Genomic DNA, 15,868 nt, shown 5'->3' on the forward strand with positions numbered 1-15,868 from the left:
GGCCGGTGAGCCGGTGGTGGGTGGCCAGCAGCTTGTCGGTCTCCCCGGCCACCTGGACGCGGGAGTCGACGAGCACGATGAGGAAGTCACACGTGCGTTCCAGGTCGGAGACCAGGTGGGAGGAGAGCACCACGCTGAACTCGTGCTCGACCGTGGCCTCCATCAGGCCCTGCATGAACTCGCGGCGGGCCAGCGGGTCGAGCGAGGCGACCGGTTCGTCCAGGATGAGCAGCTCGGGCCGCTTGGCCAGGCCGAGGGTGAGGGCGAGCTGGGCGCGCTGGCCGCCCGACAGCTTGCCCGCCCGGCGGTCGAGGGTGAGACCGAGGCGCTCGATACGTTCCCGCGCCATGGCCTCGTCCCAGCGGGGGTTGAGCCGTGCTCCCAGCCGCAGGTGATCGGCGATGCTCAGCCCGGCGTAGACAGGGGTGTCCTGGGCGACGAACCCGACCCTGGCCAGTTGCGCCGGGCCACTGGCAGGCCGGCCGCCCAGCACGGTGATCCCGCCCGCCGTCGGCTCGAGCTGACCACCGGCCAGCTTCAACAGCGTGGTCTTACCGGCACCGTTGGGGCCGACCAGCCCCACGACATGCCCCGCCGGGATATCGACGGTGCACTCACGCAGCGCCCAGCGCTTTCCGTATTTCTTGCCCAGTCCCTGGGCCTGTAGGACAGAGGTCACGCTACGTCCTCCTGAGCGGTGGTCCGAAAGGTGGTCATGAAGAGGGCCTCGATGCTTTCGTCGTCGAGGCCGGCCTGGCGGGCCTTGGCCAGCCAGCGCTGCAGTTCCAGCCGCAGTGGGCCGTGTGCGGCCAGCGAGGTGCCGGTGAGCGTCGCCGTCACGAACGTCCCCACCCCTGGCCGGGGGGCGACCAGGCCCTCGTGCTCGAGCTCCCGGTAGGCCTTCAGGACGGTGTTGGCGTTGATCGCCAACCGCGCCACGACCTCCTTGACGGTCGGCAACTGGTCGCCCTCGCGCAGCAGGCCGAGGCGTAACGCGTGCCGTACTTGCTGAACCAACTGCAGGTACGGCGACACACCCGACCTGCCGTCCAGATGGAACTCGATCACTAGCCGCTCCATTTATCTAGTGTCCTAGCACTTTAGACTTATAGATGTTAGAGCGCTATAAGGATCGCTGTCACGGTGCGGATTCCCTGCCTCGCAGATGTTCGCCGCCAGGGTCACGGCCGCCGAGGTCCCCTCCGGGGCGCCGCGAGCCTAGTGCGGGAGTTTTCGCAGCTCAGAGGCGGTCAAGTACGGCGAAACTTCGCCAGGTTCACTCGCCCGAGCGATGGCGGCTCGGCGACACCCCGCGGACGCGCTTGAAGGCCACGCTAAGCGCGAAGGGGTTGGCGTAGCCGACGTGCCGGGCGACCGCGTCGATCGTGGCGTCGGAGGAACGCAGCAGATCGGCGGCGAGCGCCATACGCCAGCCGGTGAGATAGGCCATGGGCGGCTCCCCCACGAGCGCGGTGAACCGGCGGGCGAACGCCGCGCGCGAGGCGCCCACCTTGCTCGCCAGCAGAGCCACCGTCCAGGGATGGGCGGGGTCGCCGTGGATCAGTTGCAGCGCCGGGCCGATCAGCGGATCGCTCTGCGCCTGGTACCAGCCGGGCGCGTGGGCCTCGGGGCGGGCGAACCAGGCGCGCAGGGTCGCGATCAGCGCCAGGTCGAGGAGCCGGTTGAGGACGACCTGCTGGCCGGGCCCCTCGCCGTTGACCTCCTGCGCCAGCAGTTCCATGATCGGGGACTGCACGCTCGACCGGGGCACGAACACGATCTGCGGCAGGGCGTTCAGCAGCCGCCCGCTCACCTCCCCGATGACCTGGTAGGTGCCGCTGGCCACGATCGCCGAACCGTCAGGGCTGTATCCGCTCGTGCGCGGCCCGAGCCGTAGCTGGTCGGTGACGTCGACGTCGTCCATGGTGACCAGGCGGTTGCCCTGCTTGACGATGACCTCCGGCCGGGTGGCCGGGTCGTCGCCGATCGTGTACGGCTTCGGCCCCTTGATGATGGTCACGTCACCGGTGCGCATCAGCACCGGCTCACCCACGTCGGGCACGACCCAGGCGTGCCCGCGCAGCGCGGTGGCCAGGGCGAGCGTGGCCTCGTCGGCGATCCGCAGTGACCACGGTGGTTCGAGGATGGTCTGGCAGAACGCCGCGCTGCGGGCACGGACACCGTCGAGGAGGTCGGCGAGCGGGTCCACAACTGCCAGTGTAGACGGACAGAAATGCAAACGAGCCTACGGAATATGGATCGTCTCTCTGCGAGCGCGTTCACTGGGTGGTGACTCACCTCGACGACTCACCGGAGGTATCCGATGTACGCGATCACTGGAGTGACAGGCCACGTCGGCGGCGCGGCGGCCCGGGAACTCCTGGCCAAGGGAGAAGCGGTGCGGGCCGTGGTCCGCGACGAGGCCAAGGCCGGAGCCTGGTCGCAGGCGGGCGCGGAGATCGCCGTCGCCGACTTCGGCGACAGGGCGGCGCTGGCGGAGGCCTTCCGTGGTTGCCGCGCGGCGTTCGTCATGCTGCCGACGGACCCGGCTCTGGCCGATGCCGACGCCGATCACCGACGGCTGGCCGACTCGATCACCGGAGCGGTCCTCGACAGCGGGATCACGCACGTGGTGATGCTCTCGTCGATCGGGGCGGAGCTGGCCGAGGGCACGGGCCCGATCCGCTGGCTCCACCACATGGAGGACCGGCTGCGGAAGACGGGCGTGACCCTGACCGCGATCCGTCCGCCGCACTTCCAGGAGAAGGTCGAGACCGTGCTCGACGCCGCCCGCGAGCTCGGCGTCTATCCGGTCTTCGCCGACTCGGCCGACGTGCCCACTCCGATGATCGCCACGCGTGACGTCGGCGTGGTGGTCGCCGAGGCGCTCACCGCGCCGTCCCCTGCTGAGGAGGTCATCGGCCTGGACTGCAGTCACTACACCGAGCGGCAGGTGGCCGAGGAGCTGGGCGCCGTTCTCGGCAGGCCGCTGGAGGTGGTCACCGTCCCGCAGCCGGAATGGGTCGGCCTGATGGTGCAGGCGGGTGTCCCGCCCCAGCTCGCCGAGGAACTCGCCGGCCTGCACGACGCCGAGCAGCGCGGCATCCTCCAGCCCAGCGGCGACAGGCACATCACGTGCACGACCGAGCTGAGCGAGACGCTGCGCCATCTGGTGAAGACCGTCTCCTGACGGGCCCGGTCGTTGGCCGCCCACCCCTCAGGAGCAAACCATGCTCTGCCGGGGAGGGCGCCGCCCGTGCGCCTGACCAGCACCGACGATCCCGCGTTCCGCCGGCTGTCGCCGGGCCGTCGAGATCGCCCCACGCTGGTTGCCCCTCAGCGCGGGGCGGGGGTCTGGTTCGCGTCGCGCCGGTAGGTGTAGAGGATGAGCCCCTGGTGGAACTTGCCCACCTTGTCGTACAGCGCGCGGGCCGGGGCGTCTTCCAACGTGTTCCAGTAGAGGCTGGGGAAGCCGTTCTCCTTGGCATCGCGCGCCACCCACTCGATCACTGCCGTCGCGATACCCCGCCGCCGGACCTCCGCGTCCACGAACACGTCCGCCAGATAGCATCTCCCGGCGTACCAGACACTGGCGTGGAACAGGTAGTGCGCGATGCCGACCATCTTGCCGTCCAGCCAGGCGGCGATCCCGCGTGTCCGCTCATCGTCGAGCAGGCGTCGCCAGGTCCGTTCGTAGTCGTCGTCGCTGCGTTCGACGTCGAAGTATGTGTCTTTGCCACGGGCCAGCGACTCCCAGCAGGCGCGGTCGGATTCCGTCAAGAAGTTGATCTCCACCATGGCGCCCATCCTGCCCTAGTGTCATGCGCCTGCAATTCGCCTGTTCGCCGCATTAGACCTGGGCAACGGACAAGGTGTACGGGCATATCAAGAAGCGCAACCCGAGGTGCGGATCGCCATCATCTGCGGCGACTTCAGCCCACACCTGACCACCAAGAAGGACAAGCGAGTCGGCCAGTGGGCGGAGGCGAACAACGTCGGGATCACCTACACGCCCGCCGACTCCTCCTACCTGAACCGGATCGAGGCACAGTTCACCGCGCTGCGCGAGTTCACCCTCAACGGCACTGACCACGCCGGCCACCGCGAGCAGGGCAGCATGATCCACCGCTACATCGCCCGGCGCAACCGCAGCACCGGCTACCTCGCCTACGCCGCATCGGGCAGAGGGCAAACGTGGCCTGACACGGCACTAGCCTGGCGGGATGGGATGGGATCTGGGCGAGCTTGTCGTGAAATACGACGTACCGGGCGCACAGGTCGCCGTGCTGGCCAACGGGGAGATTCGGGACGAGGCTGCGGGCGTGCTGAGTCTGCGCACCCAGGTCGAGGCCACAACCGACTCGGTGTTCAAGATCGGCTCGATCACCAAGATCTGGACAGCCACGCTGACCCAGCAACTGGTCGACGACGGTGTGCTGGATCTCGACCGTCCTGTCCGTGACTACCTGCCCGGCTTTCGGCTGAGTGACCCAGCCGCCACCGCGTCCCTGACCGCCCGCCATCTACTCACCCACACCGGCGGTATCGACGGCAACCACTTCACCGACACCGGTCGCAACAACGACGCGATCGAGAAGTTCGTCGCCACCCTCGCCGAGGCGGACCAGCTCCTGCCGCCTGACACCGTCTTCTCCTACTCCAACAGCGGGTACGTGGTGCTCGGCAGGCTGGTGGAGGTGTTACGTGACAAGCCCTTCCACGACGTGCTCCGCGAACGCCTGGTGACGCCACTGGGGCTGCACACCGCCGCTACCGACACCTACGAGGCGATCCTGCACCGCGCCGCGGTCGGCCACGTCCAGACCGGCGGGGAGGTCGTTCCGGCCAAAGAGTGGGCGGTTTCCTACTACTCCGCGCCCAGCGGCTCGCACTTTGCGATCAGCGCACGCGAGCTGCTGGAGTTCGTCCACCTGCACCTCACCGACCACGCGCTGGCGGCACTGCGCGAACCCCAGGTGGAATCCGTCCCGGACTTCGGCGGCGGCGTCATCGGCTGGGGACTTGGCTGGATGCTCTACCAAGACGGCGTCGTCGGCCACACCGGTGTCGCCAAGGGACAGAAGGCATTCCTTCGCGTCGTCCCATCGGCGGGTGTGGCGGTGGCCGTGCTGACCAACAGCACGGGCGGTGTGCCACTGGCCTACGAGATCTTCGGTGCGGTGCTCAGGGACCTTGCCGGCGTCGAGACGACCACTACCCGTGCCGCCCTTGAACCCGGCCGGGATCGACGCGGGCCGCATGTGCGGCACCTACCGCTCCACCCTGTACGACATCACCCTGACCAGCGAGCACGGCCGCGCGTTCCTCACCTACCGCCCACGCAATGAAATCGCCGAGGCCTTCCTCGGCGGGTCCGAGAACCGCGTCGAGGTGGTCCGCCTCAACGACAGCTCGGTCATCACCGCCGAACCGAAGTCCTCCGGCCACCAGGTCCTGTCCCTGGTCGGCTCCGACGGGCACGGCCGCGCCCGTTTCCTGCACGACGGTGCCGCCGCCTACCGGATCGCCTGATGGACACCGCCGACGACGTGCGCGCAGCGGTCCCACCACACATGTACTGCGGTCGGGCAGGCAGATGAGAGGCTGCGACTTGCGGACGTCGCTTCGGGCCGGGACCTGACCGGTGTCGTCACGCCGTCCGCACCGCTTACGCTCGTGGGGTACTTAGGTCTGCGTGGTGTTGAGATCTCGCTGCCCTGCCCCGCCGTACAGCGATAGGCGCCGCTCAAGGAGCTTCAGCTACCCGCTCCGAGTTGCCGGTCAAGCACGGTGGTCTGATGGCGCAGGGCGAGTAGCTCGACGTTTTGTCCCGATCGCTCAAGGGAGGCAGCCGGGACTCTCGTACGCCGTTGCGAGGCCCGTATGGCCGTGAACTGGGTGGACGTCATTGTCGGCAGGCGCGCTGTGCGGTCGGCGGTGCTGGGGCGGGGGGCTGCGGTGGTGGTGTGAAGCCGACGCGATGGTGATCGGGCTTGACGGTCAAACTGCTCTGACGGATCTTGTGCTTGATACCCCGACAAATGGAGGTGCCCTGTGCGGCAGAACGCCCGTTTCGCCGATGTGCAACCGATCGGCCTCGACGTGGTGGCGGAGGCCGCGGGCACCGACCCCGACGTCTTGCGTATGGAGAATCTCGACACCGACGTCGCCCCTCCGCCCTGCGCTGTCGACGCCACGACCCGGGCGCTGGCCTCGGGGGAGGGCAACAGTTGGCTGCCGCTGACCGGTCTGCCGGTGCTACGCGAGGCGGTCGCCGGCGAGCTGCGTACCCGTACCGGGCTCGACTACGACCCTTCGCGACAGATCGTCATCACCTCGAGTGGCACCTCGGCGGTCATGCCCGTGCTGCTCGCCACCACCGAGCCGGGCGATCACGTTGCGCTCACCGACCCCACCTACGCCGGCCTCCTCCAGCGGGTGCGGCTGTCCGGTGCCCGCCCGCACTTCCTCCCGCTCCGTGTGGACGGCGGCTACTGGCGGCTGGACCGCGACGCCCTGGCCGGGGTCACCACGGCCGCCGCGCTGCTCCTGATGAGCCCTTCGATGCCGTCGGGGGTGCTCCTTGACCGGGACGACTGGGCCGCTGTGGCCGAGACCTGCGCGAGGACCGGCGCGTACCTCATCTACGACGCCGCGATGGAACGCCTGGTCTACGACGGCCACCCACAGATCAACCCGTGCCGGGTCGACGGCCTGGCGGAGCGGACCATCACGATCGGCTCGGTCTCCAAGGAGTATCGGATGATCGGATGGCGGATCGGCTGGATCGCCGGCCCGGCGGCGCTCATGGAGCGCATCAAGATGGCGGTCATCTACAACACGACGGTGGCCAGCGGTTTCGCCCAGCTCGGCGCCGCGGCGGCGCTCACGGACCCCTCAGGCGCGGGAGTCGCCGCGGCCACAGCCGAATACCGACGACGCCATGACACCGTGATCGAGCAGCTCGCGGGTCTCCCAGTGGTACGCGCGGCAGGCGGCTGGTCGTGTCTGGTCAACGCCGCCGCGCTGGGCCTGACCGCCCCGGAGCTGTCGTCCCGGCTGCTCCGGTACGGGCGCGTCGCCGCCACCCCGATGACGGCCTGGGGTGGAACGATCGCCCCCGACCATGTTCGCCTCGTCTACAGTTGTGAACCCGTCGAGCGCCTCACCGATCTGCGCCTCCGATTCGACGCGGCGTTGACCCGGGAGTGAGCACGCCGCTCCTCCCGAAAACGGCTTGGGCCACGCCGACGGGTTTGATCATTTGAAGGGGATGTTTCGCCAGGGGCTGTTCGGATCGGTGGTCAGGATCCGGTGCGCGTTGAGCATTTCCCCGTACCAGTCGCCGAACTCCTCCTGGTCGAAATGGAGGCAACGTCCCAGGATGTAGGCGGCCGAGAAGTCTTCCCAGGAACGGTAGGCCATCTGGCTGACCCGTCCGGCGCGGTGGACCGCCATTTCGGCCTCCGCCAGATCGCAGTAGCGGGCGCCGAGCCCCCAGCGGGCCATCTTCGAAGCTCGTCCGTAGTCCCACGCCTCCACCGAATGGACGAACCTGCCCTCGGCGAGCAGCCCGTCCGCGCGGAAGCGCGCCTCGTAGCGGGTGATCCGCCCGATGAGCCGTTGCGCCCCGGCGACTTGGGCCTCCGTCTCGGAGTCGCGGGAGGGGGCCGTCCTGGTGGCCCCGTCGGTGGCGGTCTCCTCGTCCGCGGCGCGGTGCCGGATGACTCGCGCGGTCACCTGCCGCCAGTGGTCGACCTCGACCGCGCCGCCGAAGTCGTGGGCGAGGGCACTGCGTACGCTCAGCACGAATCGCCAGACCTGGCTGCTCATCTCGCCTTTGAGCAGGCTCTCCTGGGTGCGCGACCACTGTTCGCGGCTGGTGATCCTCCACCACTCCTCCAGCCGCCGCCTCTCACGGACGTAGCCGGTGCCGTGCCAGCCCATCGCGTTCCAGAGCGAGGCGTTGTCCACGCAAAGCAGCGCCCCGCAGGCGAGACCATGCGCGACAGAGCCGTGCAGCGGACCCCCGACCCACAGCGTGCGCAGTCTGCTGCGGTGCGGACGCGCCATCCGCTCGGCGTGCCACCGCCACGTCAGCCGATGAGCCGCTGACGCGGGGAAGAACGCCTCGCAAGGAGTGCCGGGGTTGACCGCCAGCCACTCATCGTCCCTGGGCCAATCCCGGGCGAGCCTGCCCAGGCCGATCACGAAGAAGACCGGGTCGGGCACGGGCGCGGGAAGCATCCCGTCGGTGAGGAACACCAGATGCTTGCGGCCGGGCCGGGGACCCAGGAGTGAGGCGTTGAGCTCGATCCAGCCGGGCTGGGAGTCGGCCTGGGCACGCGACATCGCGTGATAGAGCTTCGCGCCGGCCAGGACGTCGAAGTACGCGGCCCAGTCGCCGCGCATCTTGGCCTCGTACAGATCGCGCTCTGTGTCGGTAGGCGGCTGCCAGGCAGGGACGGGTGCCGCCGCCCGCCCATCGCCGGGTATGCCCGACGGCGCGGGGAGATCAGGCCCCATCCCTTCCCACATCACCGAGAAGACCCTAACAAACTTCCGAAACCGTAATCGGCGCCCCCGTTCGCCTCGGGTGGCGGAGGAGGACGGCGGCCACGGCCAGTGCCACGAGCGCCGCCACGTCGGCCAGTGCGACCGGGGTCAGTTTAGGGTGCGCGCCCGCGCTCGTGAACACCAGGAGGATGAACGACACCTTGCCGATCGCGGCGGCGAGCAGCACCGGTGTCCGCAGGCTCGGCAGTACGGCCGCGGCCAGCAGGGCGGCCCCGAGCAACGCGAGCATCACCGCGCGGTGGCGCAGAAGCAGGGTGCTGGTGGCGTCGGCGGCCACGACGCCGTAGACGCCGGCCAGTTGCGACGGCAGCAACGCGACGAGGCCCGGGGCGAGGTTGAGCAGTCCCACAGCGGCGAACAACGCCATGCCGATCCCGCGGGTGTACGAGCGCACCGTATCCTCCAATGAACGTTCCGACTCCGGTAAGACTGCGGGAGACGTCGATGCCAGCGCTTTCACGGACCTGCCGCGGCACTGCGGCGCCCCAGGTCCAGGAGGCTCCGGGTGGGGAGGCGGCGGTGTGGCTGTGGCCGGGCCGCGCCCTGTACGCCGGGCCGTCCCTGCGGCTGGGCCCGCACTCCGGCGCGGTGGCGTGCGTGGCGGTCGGCGTGGACGCGCCCTTCGCCGTACGCCGTGCTCCCGGCGGCGAACTGCGGGCGCGTACCGCCCTCATCCCGCCACGGGTCCGGCACCACCTCGCGGCGGATGGCGACCGCATGATCTTCCTCTACCTCGACCCGGGCTCGGCCGAGGACCGGGCGTGCCGGGCCAGGTTCAGCGCCGGCGACCACGGTGTCATGACCGGGCACGAAGCCGAGGCCGGTCTGCTGGACAGGGCGGCGGCCATCTCCGCGAACAGCCCCGACCGGCAGGTCACCGCCTGGGCGGCCGAGGCCACCGGCCATCAGGCGGCGTCGTTCACCGACCCGCGGATCGCCGCCGCCATGCGCCGCCTGATCGGCGCGGACGAGCCGTTGCCCGCCGCGCTGCTGGCCGCCGAACTCGGGCTGTCGGAGTCACGCTTCCTCCGGTTGTTCAGGGACCGTACGGGCACCTCGTACCGGAGGTTTCGGCTGTGGGCGCAGATGCACCGGGCCGCCCGCGCGCTGGCCGCGGGCGAGAACCTCACCCGTGCCGCGGCCGACGGCTACTTCGCCAGTCCGTCCCACTTCAGCACCGCCTTCTACGCGATGTTCGGCCTTGCCCCGAGCGCGCTGCTCTCCCGGCGCGTCACGATCCGGTGCCTGGATCCCATCGGGTGACACGGTCGCGTGGCAGGACGGCTCACCAGGCCACGGCGGCCAGCAGCGCGCCCCCGCAGACGACCTCCACCCAGAAGTACAGCCACGAGGGGTAGAACGCCGACGGCCGCTCGACCGACCGCGCCACCAGTCGCCCGAAGGCCATGCCCAGCAGGGACACGGCGACGGTCACGGCCATGCCCGCCCGCAGCCCGCCCACGTCGGCCGCCGCCGCCAGCAGCAGGCCCGCGACGGCCACGCCGAAGCCTCCGTACACGGCGCGGATCTCGGTCCGCGCCTCGACCGAATCGGCGACGATCCCGAACGGCCTGATCAGCGCGGCAGGCGCGAGGAGACCGTAGACGCCCATCCCGAGAAAGAAGACCGCCACCATAACGATCACGACAGCCGACATGAACGTGCTCCCCTTGCCTGCCGACAGCTTTGCCTCGCAGGCCAGCCTGCCGCGCACGCGCCGCACCCGGCTTCCACCGACCCGCCGCGTCCGGGCCGCCGGCGCCCGGCGGGCGGATCGAGGTGACGAGCGCTCCGGGCCACGGCACTACCTTCCGCGTGGTTCTACCTCTTGAGCAGCCTCAGGACGACTGAGCACCGGCTCCCCCGCCGATGGCGCCGCTCTGGGGAGCCAGCGAAGGGCGAGGACGCCGAGTACCACGTGAAGGACGCTGGCCACTGCGGCGACCACGTGCAGGCCGGTGACGAAGGCCGTCCTCGCCTCCCCGACCACCGCGGGCGCGAGGTCCGGAAGCTGGAGGGTCTCGTCGAGGGTGGGCGCCAGGTCGGGCCCCTGGAGCCGGAAGACCAGGGCGGCGAGTGAGCCGAGGAGCGCGATGCCGAGGGCGTTGCCGATCTCGTTGCTGGTTTCCGCGATCGCGCCCGCCGAGCCGGCTCGTTCCGCGGGGACGGCGCCGACGGCGGTGTCGGCGACGACGCTGAAGCAGATGCCGTAGCCGATGCCCGCGATGACGGTGGAGGCGACGTACCAGCCGATCCCGTCCGTGATCGCCGTGGGGAGCAGGAGCAGCAGGCCCGCCGCGATGGAGAAGTGGCAGATGATGAGGGCGGCTCGCTTGCCGATGCGATCGACCACGAAGGGCGTGACGACGCAGGTGACGGTGAGAATCACGGCGCCAGGCAGCGCGAGGAGAGCCGCGCTCAGGACAGGCAGGTCAAGGACGGATTGGAGGTAGATGCCCGCCAGGTACGCGGCCGCCGACCACGCCGCCAACGGCAGCAGCCCGGTGATGATCGCCACCGTGAAGACACGGTCGCGGAAGAGCGAGAACTCCATCAACGGATGCTCGAGGCTCCGCTGCCGGAGAGCGAACCACACCAGCAGCACCAGCCCCACGATCCCCACGAGAACCGGGACGATCGACAGACCTTCTGCGGCGGCGTGCTTGAGGCCGTAGATCGTGAGGAGGAGGCCGACCGCGGAGGTCACGACGCTGAGCGCGTCGACGCGACCCGGGCGGGTTGCCCGGACCTCACGCAGCAGGATCGGCGCGAAGATCAGGAACAGGGCGATGACGGGAAGGTTGATCAAGAAGACCGAGCCCCACCAGAACCGTTCCAACAGGATGCCGCCGGCGACCGGCCCGATGGCGAACCCGGCCGCGAACGCCGCGGCGAAGATGCCGATGGCCTGCGCTCGTCGCCGCGGGTCGGCGAACAGCTCGCTCAACACCGCCAGGGCCGATGGCAGGAGAGTCGCACCCGCCACTCCCATCAGCGCACGGGCGACGATCAGCAGCTCGGGGCTCGGCGCGAACGCCGCTCCCGCGGAGCCGATGCCGAAGGCCGCAGTGCCGATCATGAGCAGCTTCAGCCGGCCGTACCGGTCGCCGATGTTGCCGAACGCGACCAGCAGGGAGCCGACGGCGAAGCCGTAGATGTCCAATATCCACAGGGCCTGGTCGGCGGTTGGCGTGAGGGCCTGGCTGATCCTGGACATCGCCAGGAACAGGATCGACCCGTCCATGGAGACCAGCAGTACGGGCCCGAGGATCACCAGAAGACCGAGCCAGGCCCGCAGGCCCGGTGGGTTGTGCGCGTGCTGTTGAGACATATGGTCGACGGTCCGGCAGGACGAGGCCGGCAACCATCCCCCTGCTGTGGGTGCACCCAGCAGGTATACCCACGAACGTGCTCGGTCGGCCTAGGCTGGATGTCGTGGAGAGCCTTGGAGCGTTTCTGAAGAGTCGTCGTGATCGGGTCACGCCGGCCGAGATCGGGCTGCGCACCTTCGGAAGCGCTCGCCGGGTTCCCGGCCTGCGGCGTGAAGAGCTCGCCCACCTCGCGGGGGTGAGCGCCGGCTACTACACGCGTCTGGAGCAGGGGCAGGCGGAGACCGCCTCCAAGCAGGTGCTCGACGCCCTCGCGCGGGTGCTGCAGCTCGGCCGGATCGAGACCGTCCACCTGCACAATCTCGCCCGGCAACCCGCGAATCCCGGCCTCTCGGAACCGCCCCTGGAGGAGCCGCACCCACGGGTCCTCGCACTCCTGGAGTCCATAGCGGACGTGACGCCGGCGATCGTGCTCGGCCGCCGTGGCGACGTGCTCGCGTGGAACCGCACCGGTCACGCGCTCGTCGCCGAGCACATCGCCTACGACGCGCCGCAGGTGGCGACGCGCCGCCCGTCCATCCCACGGATGTTCTTCCTCGATCCGCTCACCCGCGATCTGCACCGCAACTGGGACGAGCTGGCCCGCGTCCACGTCGCCTACCTCCGGCTCACCGCGGGTCGATTCCCCACGGACGCGCGCCTGGCGGCACTGATCGGAGAGCTGACGATGCGCAGCGACGAGTTCGCGCGGATGTGGACGATCGGGGAGGTCGCCGACTGCACCGTCGGCACCATGCACCTGCAGCACCCCACCGTGGGCGCCGCGAGCGTCGCCTACCAGGTCTGGCTCCAGCCCGACAGCCCCGACCACCGGCTCGAGATCTACACCCCGAACGACTCGAGCTCCGCCGACGCCATCCAGATCCTGACGCATCAAAGCCGCCGAGAGACCGAGCTGCCGATCCCGCCATGTTGACAGGATTGCGGTGGTCGACCGTCTGCCTGGAGGCGCTCGACGGGCCGGCGCTGGCCGCCTTCTATCGGGAGCTGCTCGGCTGGCGGGTCAAAGCCGAGGAACCTGACTGGGCGCTGCTCGCCCCGCCGAACGGCGGCCCCGGCTTGTCGTTCCAGAGCGACCCCGGTTTCGTCCGGCCGGTCTGGCCCACGCGGCCCGGAGAGCAGCAATTGATGATGCATCTGGACTTCGAGGTCGACGATCTCGACGCGAGCAGCGCCCGCGCCGTCGAACTGGGCGCGACCGTGGGCGATTTCCAGCCTCAGGACGACGTACGCGTGCATTTCGACCCGGCCGGGCACCCGTTCTGCCTCTGGGTGAGCACATAGCGGAACTACCGGTGGCGCAGCGCCTCGAGCATCTGTGAGAGTGCGGCCCAGGTGGCGGCCAGGGCGTTGGGGTCGGTTGCGGTGGCCAGCCACAGAGCCGCCTCGTTCATGGCGCCGGACAGCAGGTGGGTGAGCGGTTCGACCGGCTGAGGAGCGATGGTTCCCTGCGCGATGAGCGTGGAGAGCGCTTCGGCCAGGTGGTGTGCCGACGCGCTCTCGTCCATCGCGCGCCATTCGGCCCAGCCGAGCACGGCGGGGGCGTCGATGAGCATGATCTGCTGGACGTCCGGGTCGCTGCTCGCGGCGAGGAACGCCCGGCATCCGGCGGTCAACTGTTCCCAGGGGTCGTCGTGGGCCTGTGCGGTCGCGGCCACCTTCTGGGCGACCTCCTGCTGCACCTGTTCGAGGATCGCGCGGAACAGGTCGGTCTTGCTGTCGAAGTGGTGGTAGAGCGCGCCCTTGGTGACCGCGGCCGCGTCCACGATCTCGGCCAGGCCGACCGCGCCGTAGCCGCGGCTTGCGAACAGCCGGCGGCTCTCGCGCAGCAGGGTGCGCCTGGTCTGCTCACGCCGGCGAGCCCTGGCTCCGTCGGTCATCACATCCCCCTTTGACGTACCGATGGTAGGTCAAGTAGCGTACCTTCACATACCAACGGTACGCGAAGGAGTACTTCCATGTTGCTGACCAGCTTCTATCCGGTCATCGGCACCTCGCAGCTAGCCGAGTCCCACGACTTCTACACCCGGTTGTTCGGGTTCGAGACGATCTTCGAGGCCGACTGGTACGTGAGCCTGCGGCGGCCGGGGACGCCGCCGTACGAGCTGGCGCTGCTCGACTACACCCACCCGACGGTGCCGGAGGGGTATCGCGCACCCGTGCGGGGACTGCTGCTCAACTTCGAGGTGGAGGACGTGGACGCCGAGTGGGAACGGCTCGTTGTCGGCGAAGGGCTGCGAGCGGAGCTCGAACTGCGCAGCGAGGAGTTCGGCCAGCGGCACTTCATCGTGGCCGACCCCAGCGGCGTTCTGATCGACGTCATCACGCCCATCGCGCCCACCGGAGCCTACGCGGACCAGTACCTCACCACCTGAGCCGAGCGCCGTTCCACCAGGCATCCGGGCGGATGCCGCCACACCGTCTACCCCGTTCTCGCGCAGGCTCTGGGATCACAATGACGGACCGCAGCGCTCCCGTCAGTGATCTAATCTGAACACCTGTCGTACAGGGGCAAGACAGGGCGGAGTGGCCATGACATCAGCAGAGCCTGGCTACCTGGTCGGCGGACGTTACCGGTTGATCACCGAACTGGGGTCCGGCGGGTTCGGGCGGGTGTGGCGCGCCCATGACGAGATCCTGAACGTCGAGGTGGCGATCAAGGAGCTGCGGCTGCTGCCCGGGATCTCGCAGACGGAGCAGGACAAGCGGCTGGAACGCACCGAGCGTGAGGCCCGCAACGCCGTCCGGTTGCGTGCGCACCAGAACGTCGTGGCGGTGCATGACATCGTCCGGGACGGCCTGCCCTGGATCGTGATGGAGCTGATCGACGGCCAGTCGCTGGCCCAGCGTCTCGGCACCGATGGACCGTTGCCGGTGGACAGGGTCGCGGAGCTCGCCACGGCGCTGCTGGCGGCGCTCGGTGCGGCGCACCAGGCCGGCATCGTGCACCGCGACATCAAGCCGGGCAACGTCATGCTCGCCGGCGACGGAAAGGTCCTGCTCGCCGATTTCGGGATCGCGGTCCACACCACCGACACCACCCTGACGAGCACCGGGATGCTCGTCGGCTCGCCCGAGTACATGGCTCCCGAACGGTTGCACGGCATCGACGGGCTTCCCGCCAGTGACCTGTTCTCCCTCGGCGTGACGCTCTACCAGGCCGTCGAGGGCGTCTCACCGTTCTCCCGCAACACCCACCCGGCGGCGATGACCGCGGTCATGCTGGAGGAGCCCCCACCGCCGCTACGAGCGGGCCCCCTCGCGCCGCTCATCACCCGGCTGCTCGACAAGGACCCGCACCGCAGACCGACCGTCGAGCAGGCGCTGGCCCTGCTCGGCGAGCGGCAGCCGGGCCGCGACCGCGTACGCGACAACACCAGGCTCCTCCCACCTGAAGTGGCCTCTCCTCAGGGGTGGGTGCACAAAGGTGTCGGGGTGATGATGGCGATCATCTTCTTGCTCGGTGGCGTCGGCCTGACGGACGTCGGCCTCGCCTGGGACGAGATCGAGGATGTGCTGGATGACGGCGTCGAAGGCATCCTCCCGTGGGTCGTCATCATCGCCGACATCGGTCTGGCCGGTTTACTGGGAGCACAGGTCGCCCGGTTCGTACCGCCGGTCGCCGGCAAGACCGTCGCCGTCGTCGTGGGTGTCCTCGGGCTCCTCCTCGGTGGCGGCGCCGCGGGTCTCGCCTTCGACGGCGTGTCCGTCGTCGTGACGGGGGTTGATCTCGCGTATCGCCGCGACGCCTGGACGTACTCGTTGATCGTGATCACCGTCATCATGCTCATAACCGGGGGCTGGGCCTGGGAGTCGAGGAAGTTTCTGCACTCACGACGGCGGCGGAGGCGCGGGGCGCAATCGCTGTGACGTCCGCACGGTGTCCCGCTCGAAACCCGGTC

At 69.5% G+C, this 15,868-nt stretch carries 18 protein-coding genes; 9 read left to right on the forward strand and 9 right to left on the reverse strand.

What is annotated here, in order from left to right; genetic code table 11:
• From ABD844_RS23375 to ABD844_RS23385, 3 genes are all read right to left on the reverse strand, one after another.
• Positions 1 to 679, reverse strand: a 679-nt coding sequence (locus tag ABD844_RS23375; RefSeq protein WP_344881637.1) for an ABC transporter ATP-binding protein, incomplete at its 3' end; no start/stop codon positions are given.
• Entirely contained in the window at positions 676 to 1,080 is a 405-nt protein-coding gene (locus tag ABD844_RS23380; RefSeq protein ID WP_344881640.1) for a GntR family transcriptional regulator, read from the reverse strand. The genes ABD844_RS23380 and ABD844_RS23375, both read right to left, overlap by 4 nt.
• Positions 1,081 to 1,276: 196 nt before the next feature.
• Positions 1,277 to 2,209, reverse strand: a complete 933-nt coding sequence (locus ABD844_RS23385) for an AraC family transcriptional regulator (protein WP_344881643.1) — start codon at positions 2,207 to 2,209, stop codon at positions 1,277 to 1,279.
• Positions 2,210 to 2,323: 114 nt separating this feature from the next.
• On the opposite strand from ABD844_RS23385, the gene ABD844_RS23390 reads away from it, so the two are divergent.
• Positions 2,324 to 3,190 (forward strand): NAD(P)H-binding protein, encoded by an 867-nt coding sequence (locus tag ABD844_RS23390; protein WP_344881646.1) that lies wholly within the window; start codon positions 2,324 to 2,326, stop codon positions 3,188 to 3,190.
• 146 nt (positions 3,191 to 3,336) lie between these two features.
• Here the strand turns inward: ABD844_RS23390 and ABD844_RS23395 are convergent, their stop codons facing one another.
• A complete protein-coding gene (locus tag ABD844_RS23395) occupies positions 3,337 to 3,798 on the reverse strand; it encodes a GNAT family N-acetyltransferase (protein ID WP_344881649.1) in 462 nt (153 codons plus the stop codon).
• A gap of 425 nt (positions 3,799 to 4,223) precedes the next feature.
• On the opposite strand from ABD844_RS23395, the gene ABD844_RS23400 reads away from it, so the two are divergent.
• The 3 genes from ABD844_RS23400 (at position 4,224) to ABD844_RS23410 (ending at position 7,212) form a co-directional block, all read left to right on the forward strand.
• A complete protein-coding gene (locus ABD844_RS23400; protein ID WP_344881653.1) occupies positions 4,224 to 5,348 on the forward strand; it encodes a serine hydrolase domain-containing protein in 1,125 nt (374 codons plus the stop codon).
• Positions 5,260 to 5,532, forward strand: coding sequence for a hypothetical protein (locus ABD844_RS23405; RefSeq protein WP_344881655.1), 273 nt, complete (start codon positions 5,260 to 5,262; stop codon positions 5,530 to 5,532). Before ABD844_RS23400 ends, ABD844_RS23405 begins: the two co-directional genes overlap by 89 nt.
• Before the next feature lie 522 nt (positions 5,533 to 6,054).
• Entirely contained in the window at positions 6,055 to 7,212 is a 1,158-nt protein-coding gene (locus ABD844_RS23410; RefSeq protein ID WP_344881658.1) for a pyridoxal phosphate-dependent aminotransferase, read from the forward strand.
• 48 nt (positions 7,213 to 7,260) lie between these two features.
• On the opposite strand, the gene ABD844_RS23415 is transcribed toward ABD844_RS23410, so the two are convergent.
• Both ABD844_RS23415 and ABD844_RS23420 read right to left on the reverse strand, forming a co-directional pair.
• Positions 7,261 to 8,526: a DUF1266 domain-containing protein gene (locus ABD844_RS23415; RefSeq protein WP_344881661.1), complete on the reverse strand. Its 1,266-nt coding sequence runs from the start codon at positions 8,524 to 8,526 to the stop codon at positions 7,261 to 7,263.
• Between the two features lie 25 nt (positions 8,527 to 8,551).
• The gene (locus ABD844_RS23420) at positions 8,552 to 8,971 is read right to left on the reverse strand and encodes a hypothetical protein (protein ID WP_344881664.1); all 420 of its coding nucleotides are present in this window, start codon (positions 8,969 to 8,971) and stop codon (positions 8,552 to 8,554) included.
• Between the two features lie 50 nt (positions 8,972 to 9,021).
• On the opposite strand from ABD844_RS23420, the gene ABD844_RS23425 reads away from it, so the two are divergent.
• Positions 9,022 to 9,840 (forward strand): helix-turn-helix domain-containing protein, encoded by an 819-nt coding sequence (locus tag ABD844_RS23425; protein WP_344881668.1) that lies wholly within the window; start codon positions 9,022 to 9,024, stop codon positions 9,838 to 9,840.
• Positions 9,841 to 9,862: 22 nt separating this feature from the next.
• On the opposite strand, the gene ABD844_RS23430 is transcribed toward ABD844_RS23425, so the two are convergent.
• Positions 9,863 to 10,234 carry a DUF4345 family protein gene (locus ABD844_RS23430; protein ID WP_344881671.1) on the reverse strand — a complete coding sequence of 124 codons (372 nt, stop codon included), beginning with the start codon at positions 10,232 to 10,234 and terminating at the stop codon, positions 9,863 to 9,865.
• Positions 10,235 to 10,381: 147 nt separating this feature from the next.
• Complete coding sequence (locus ABD844_RS23435; RefSeq protein WP_344881674.1) at positions 10,382 to 11,908, reverse strand: MFS transporter; 1,527 nt, start codon at positions 11,906 to 11,908, stop codon at positions 10,382 to 10,384.
• Between the two features lie 104 nt (positions 11,909 to 12,012).
• Here ABD844_RS23435 and ABD844_RS23440 point away from each other — a divergent pair, with 104 nt between their 5' ends.
• Together ABD844_RS23440 and ABD844_RS23445 are read left to right on the forward strand one after the other, a co-directional pair.
• The gene (locus ABD844_RS23440; protein WP_344881677.1) at positions 12,013 to 12,882 is read left to right on the forward strand and encodes a helix-turn-helix transcriptional regulator; all 870 of its coding nucleotides are present in this window, start codon (positions 12,013 to 12,015) and stop codon (positions 12,880 to 12,882) included.
• Positions 12,876 to 13,250 carry a VOC family protein gene (locus tag ABD844_RS23445; protein ID WP_344881680.1) on the forward strand — a complete coding sequence of 125 codons (375 nt, stop codon included), beginning with the start codon at positions 12,876 to 12,878 and terminating at the stop codon, positions 13,248 to 13,250. The genes ABD844_RS23440 and ABD844_RS23445 overlap by 7 nt, the downstream gene beginning before the upstream one ends.
• 5 nt (positions 13,251 to 13,255) lie before the next feature.
• Here ABD844_RS23445 and ABD844_RS23450 read toward each other — a convergent pair whose 3' ends face one another.
• On the reverse strand, positions 13,256 to 13,846 hold the full coding sequence (locus tag ABD844_RS23450; protein WP_344881683.1) for a TetR/AcrR family transcriptional regulator: 591 nt from the start codon (positions 13,844 to 13,846) through the stop codon (positions 13,256 to 13,258).
• A 78-nt stretch (positions 13,847 to 13,924) separates the two neighbouring features.
• Here ABD844_RS23450 and ABD844_RS23455 point away from each other — a divergent pair, with 78 nt between their 5' ends.
• Complete coding sequence (locus tag ABD844_RS23455; RefSeq protein ID WP_344881685.1) at positions 13,925 to 14,341, forward strand: VOC family protein; 417 nt, start codon at positions 13,925 to 13,927, stop codon at positions 14,339 to 14,341.
• Positions 14,342 to 14,498: 157 nt separating this feature from the next.
• Positions 14,499 to 15,836 carry a serine/threonine-protein kinase gene (locus tag ABD844_RS23460; RefSeq protein WP_344881688.1) on the forward strand — a complete coding sequence of 446 codons (1,338 nt, stop codon included), beginning with the start codon at positions 14,499 to 14,501 and terminating at the stop codon, positions 15,834 to 15,836.
• Positions 15,837 to 15,868: the final 32 nt, after the last annotated feature.

This window comes from Nonomuraea antimicrobica, assembly GCF_039536965.1.
Lineage (GTDB): Bacteria > Actinomycetota > Actinomycetes > Streptosporangiales > Streptosporangiaceae > Nonomuraea > Nonomuraea antimicrobica.

Excerpts from the sequence above, each read along its gene's own strand:
- ABD844_RS23395 (WP_344881649.1), bottom strand. The coding sequence starts at position 3,798 with ATGGTGGAGATCAACTTCTTGACGGAATCCGACCGCGCCTGCTGGGAG.
- ABD844_RS23415 (WP_344881661.1), bottom strand. The coding sequence starts at position 8,526 with ATGGGGCCTGATCTCCCCGCGCCGTCGGGCATACCCGGCGATGGGCGG.
- ABD844_RS23425 (WP_344881668.1), top strand. The coding sequence starts at position 9,022 with ATGCCAGCGCTTTCACGGACCTGCCGCGGCACTGCGGCGCCCCAGGTC.
- ABD844_RS23405 (WP_344881655.1), top strand. The coding sequence starts at position 5,260 with ATGTGCGGCACCTACCGCTCCACCCTGTACGACATCACCCTGACCAGC.
- ABD844_RS23435 (WP_344881674.1), bottom strand. The coding sequence starts at position 11,908 with ATGTCTCAACAGCACGCGCACAACCCACCGGGCCTGCGGGCCTGGCTC.
- ABD844_RS23455 (WP_344881685.1), top strand. The coding sequence starts at position 13,925 with ATGTTGCTGACCAGCTTCTATCCGGTCATCGGCACCTCGCAGCTAGCC.
- ABD844_RS23460 (WP_344881688.1), top strand. The coding sequence starts at position 14,499 with ATGACATCAGCAGAGCCTGGCTACCTGGTCGGCGGACGTTACCGGTTG.
- ABD844_RS23400 (WP_344881653.1), top strand. The coding sequence starts at position 4,224 with ATGGGATGGGATCTGGGCGAGCTTGTCGTGAAATACGACGTACCGGGC.
- ABD844_RS23450 (WP_344881683.1), bottom strand. The coding sequence starts at position 13,846 with ATGACCGACGGAGCCAGGGCTCGCCGGCGTGAGCAGACCAGGCGCACC.
- ABD844_RS23445 (WP_344881680.1), top strand. The coding sequence starts at position 12,876 with ATGTTGACAGGATTGCGGTGGTCGACCGTCTGCCTGGAGGCGCTCGAC.
- ABD844_RS23390 (WP_344881646.1), top strand. The coding sequence starts at position 2,324 with ATGTACGCGATCACTGGAGTGACAGGCCACGTCGGCGGCGCGGCGGCC.
- ABD844_RS23380 (WP_344881640.1), bottom strand. The coding sequence starts at position 1,080 with ATGGAGCGGCTAGTGATCGAGTTCCATCTGGACGGCAGGTCGGGTGTG.
- ABD844_RS23430 (WP_344881671.1), bottom strand. The coding sequence starts at position 10,234 with ATGTCGGCTGTCGTGATCGTTATGGTGGCGGTCTTCTTTCTCGGGATG.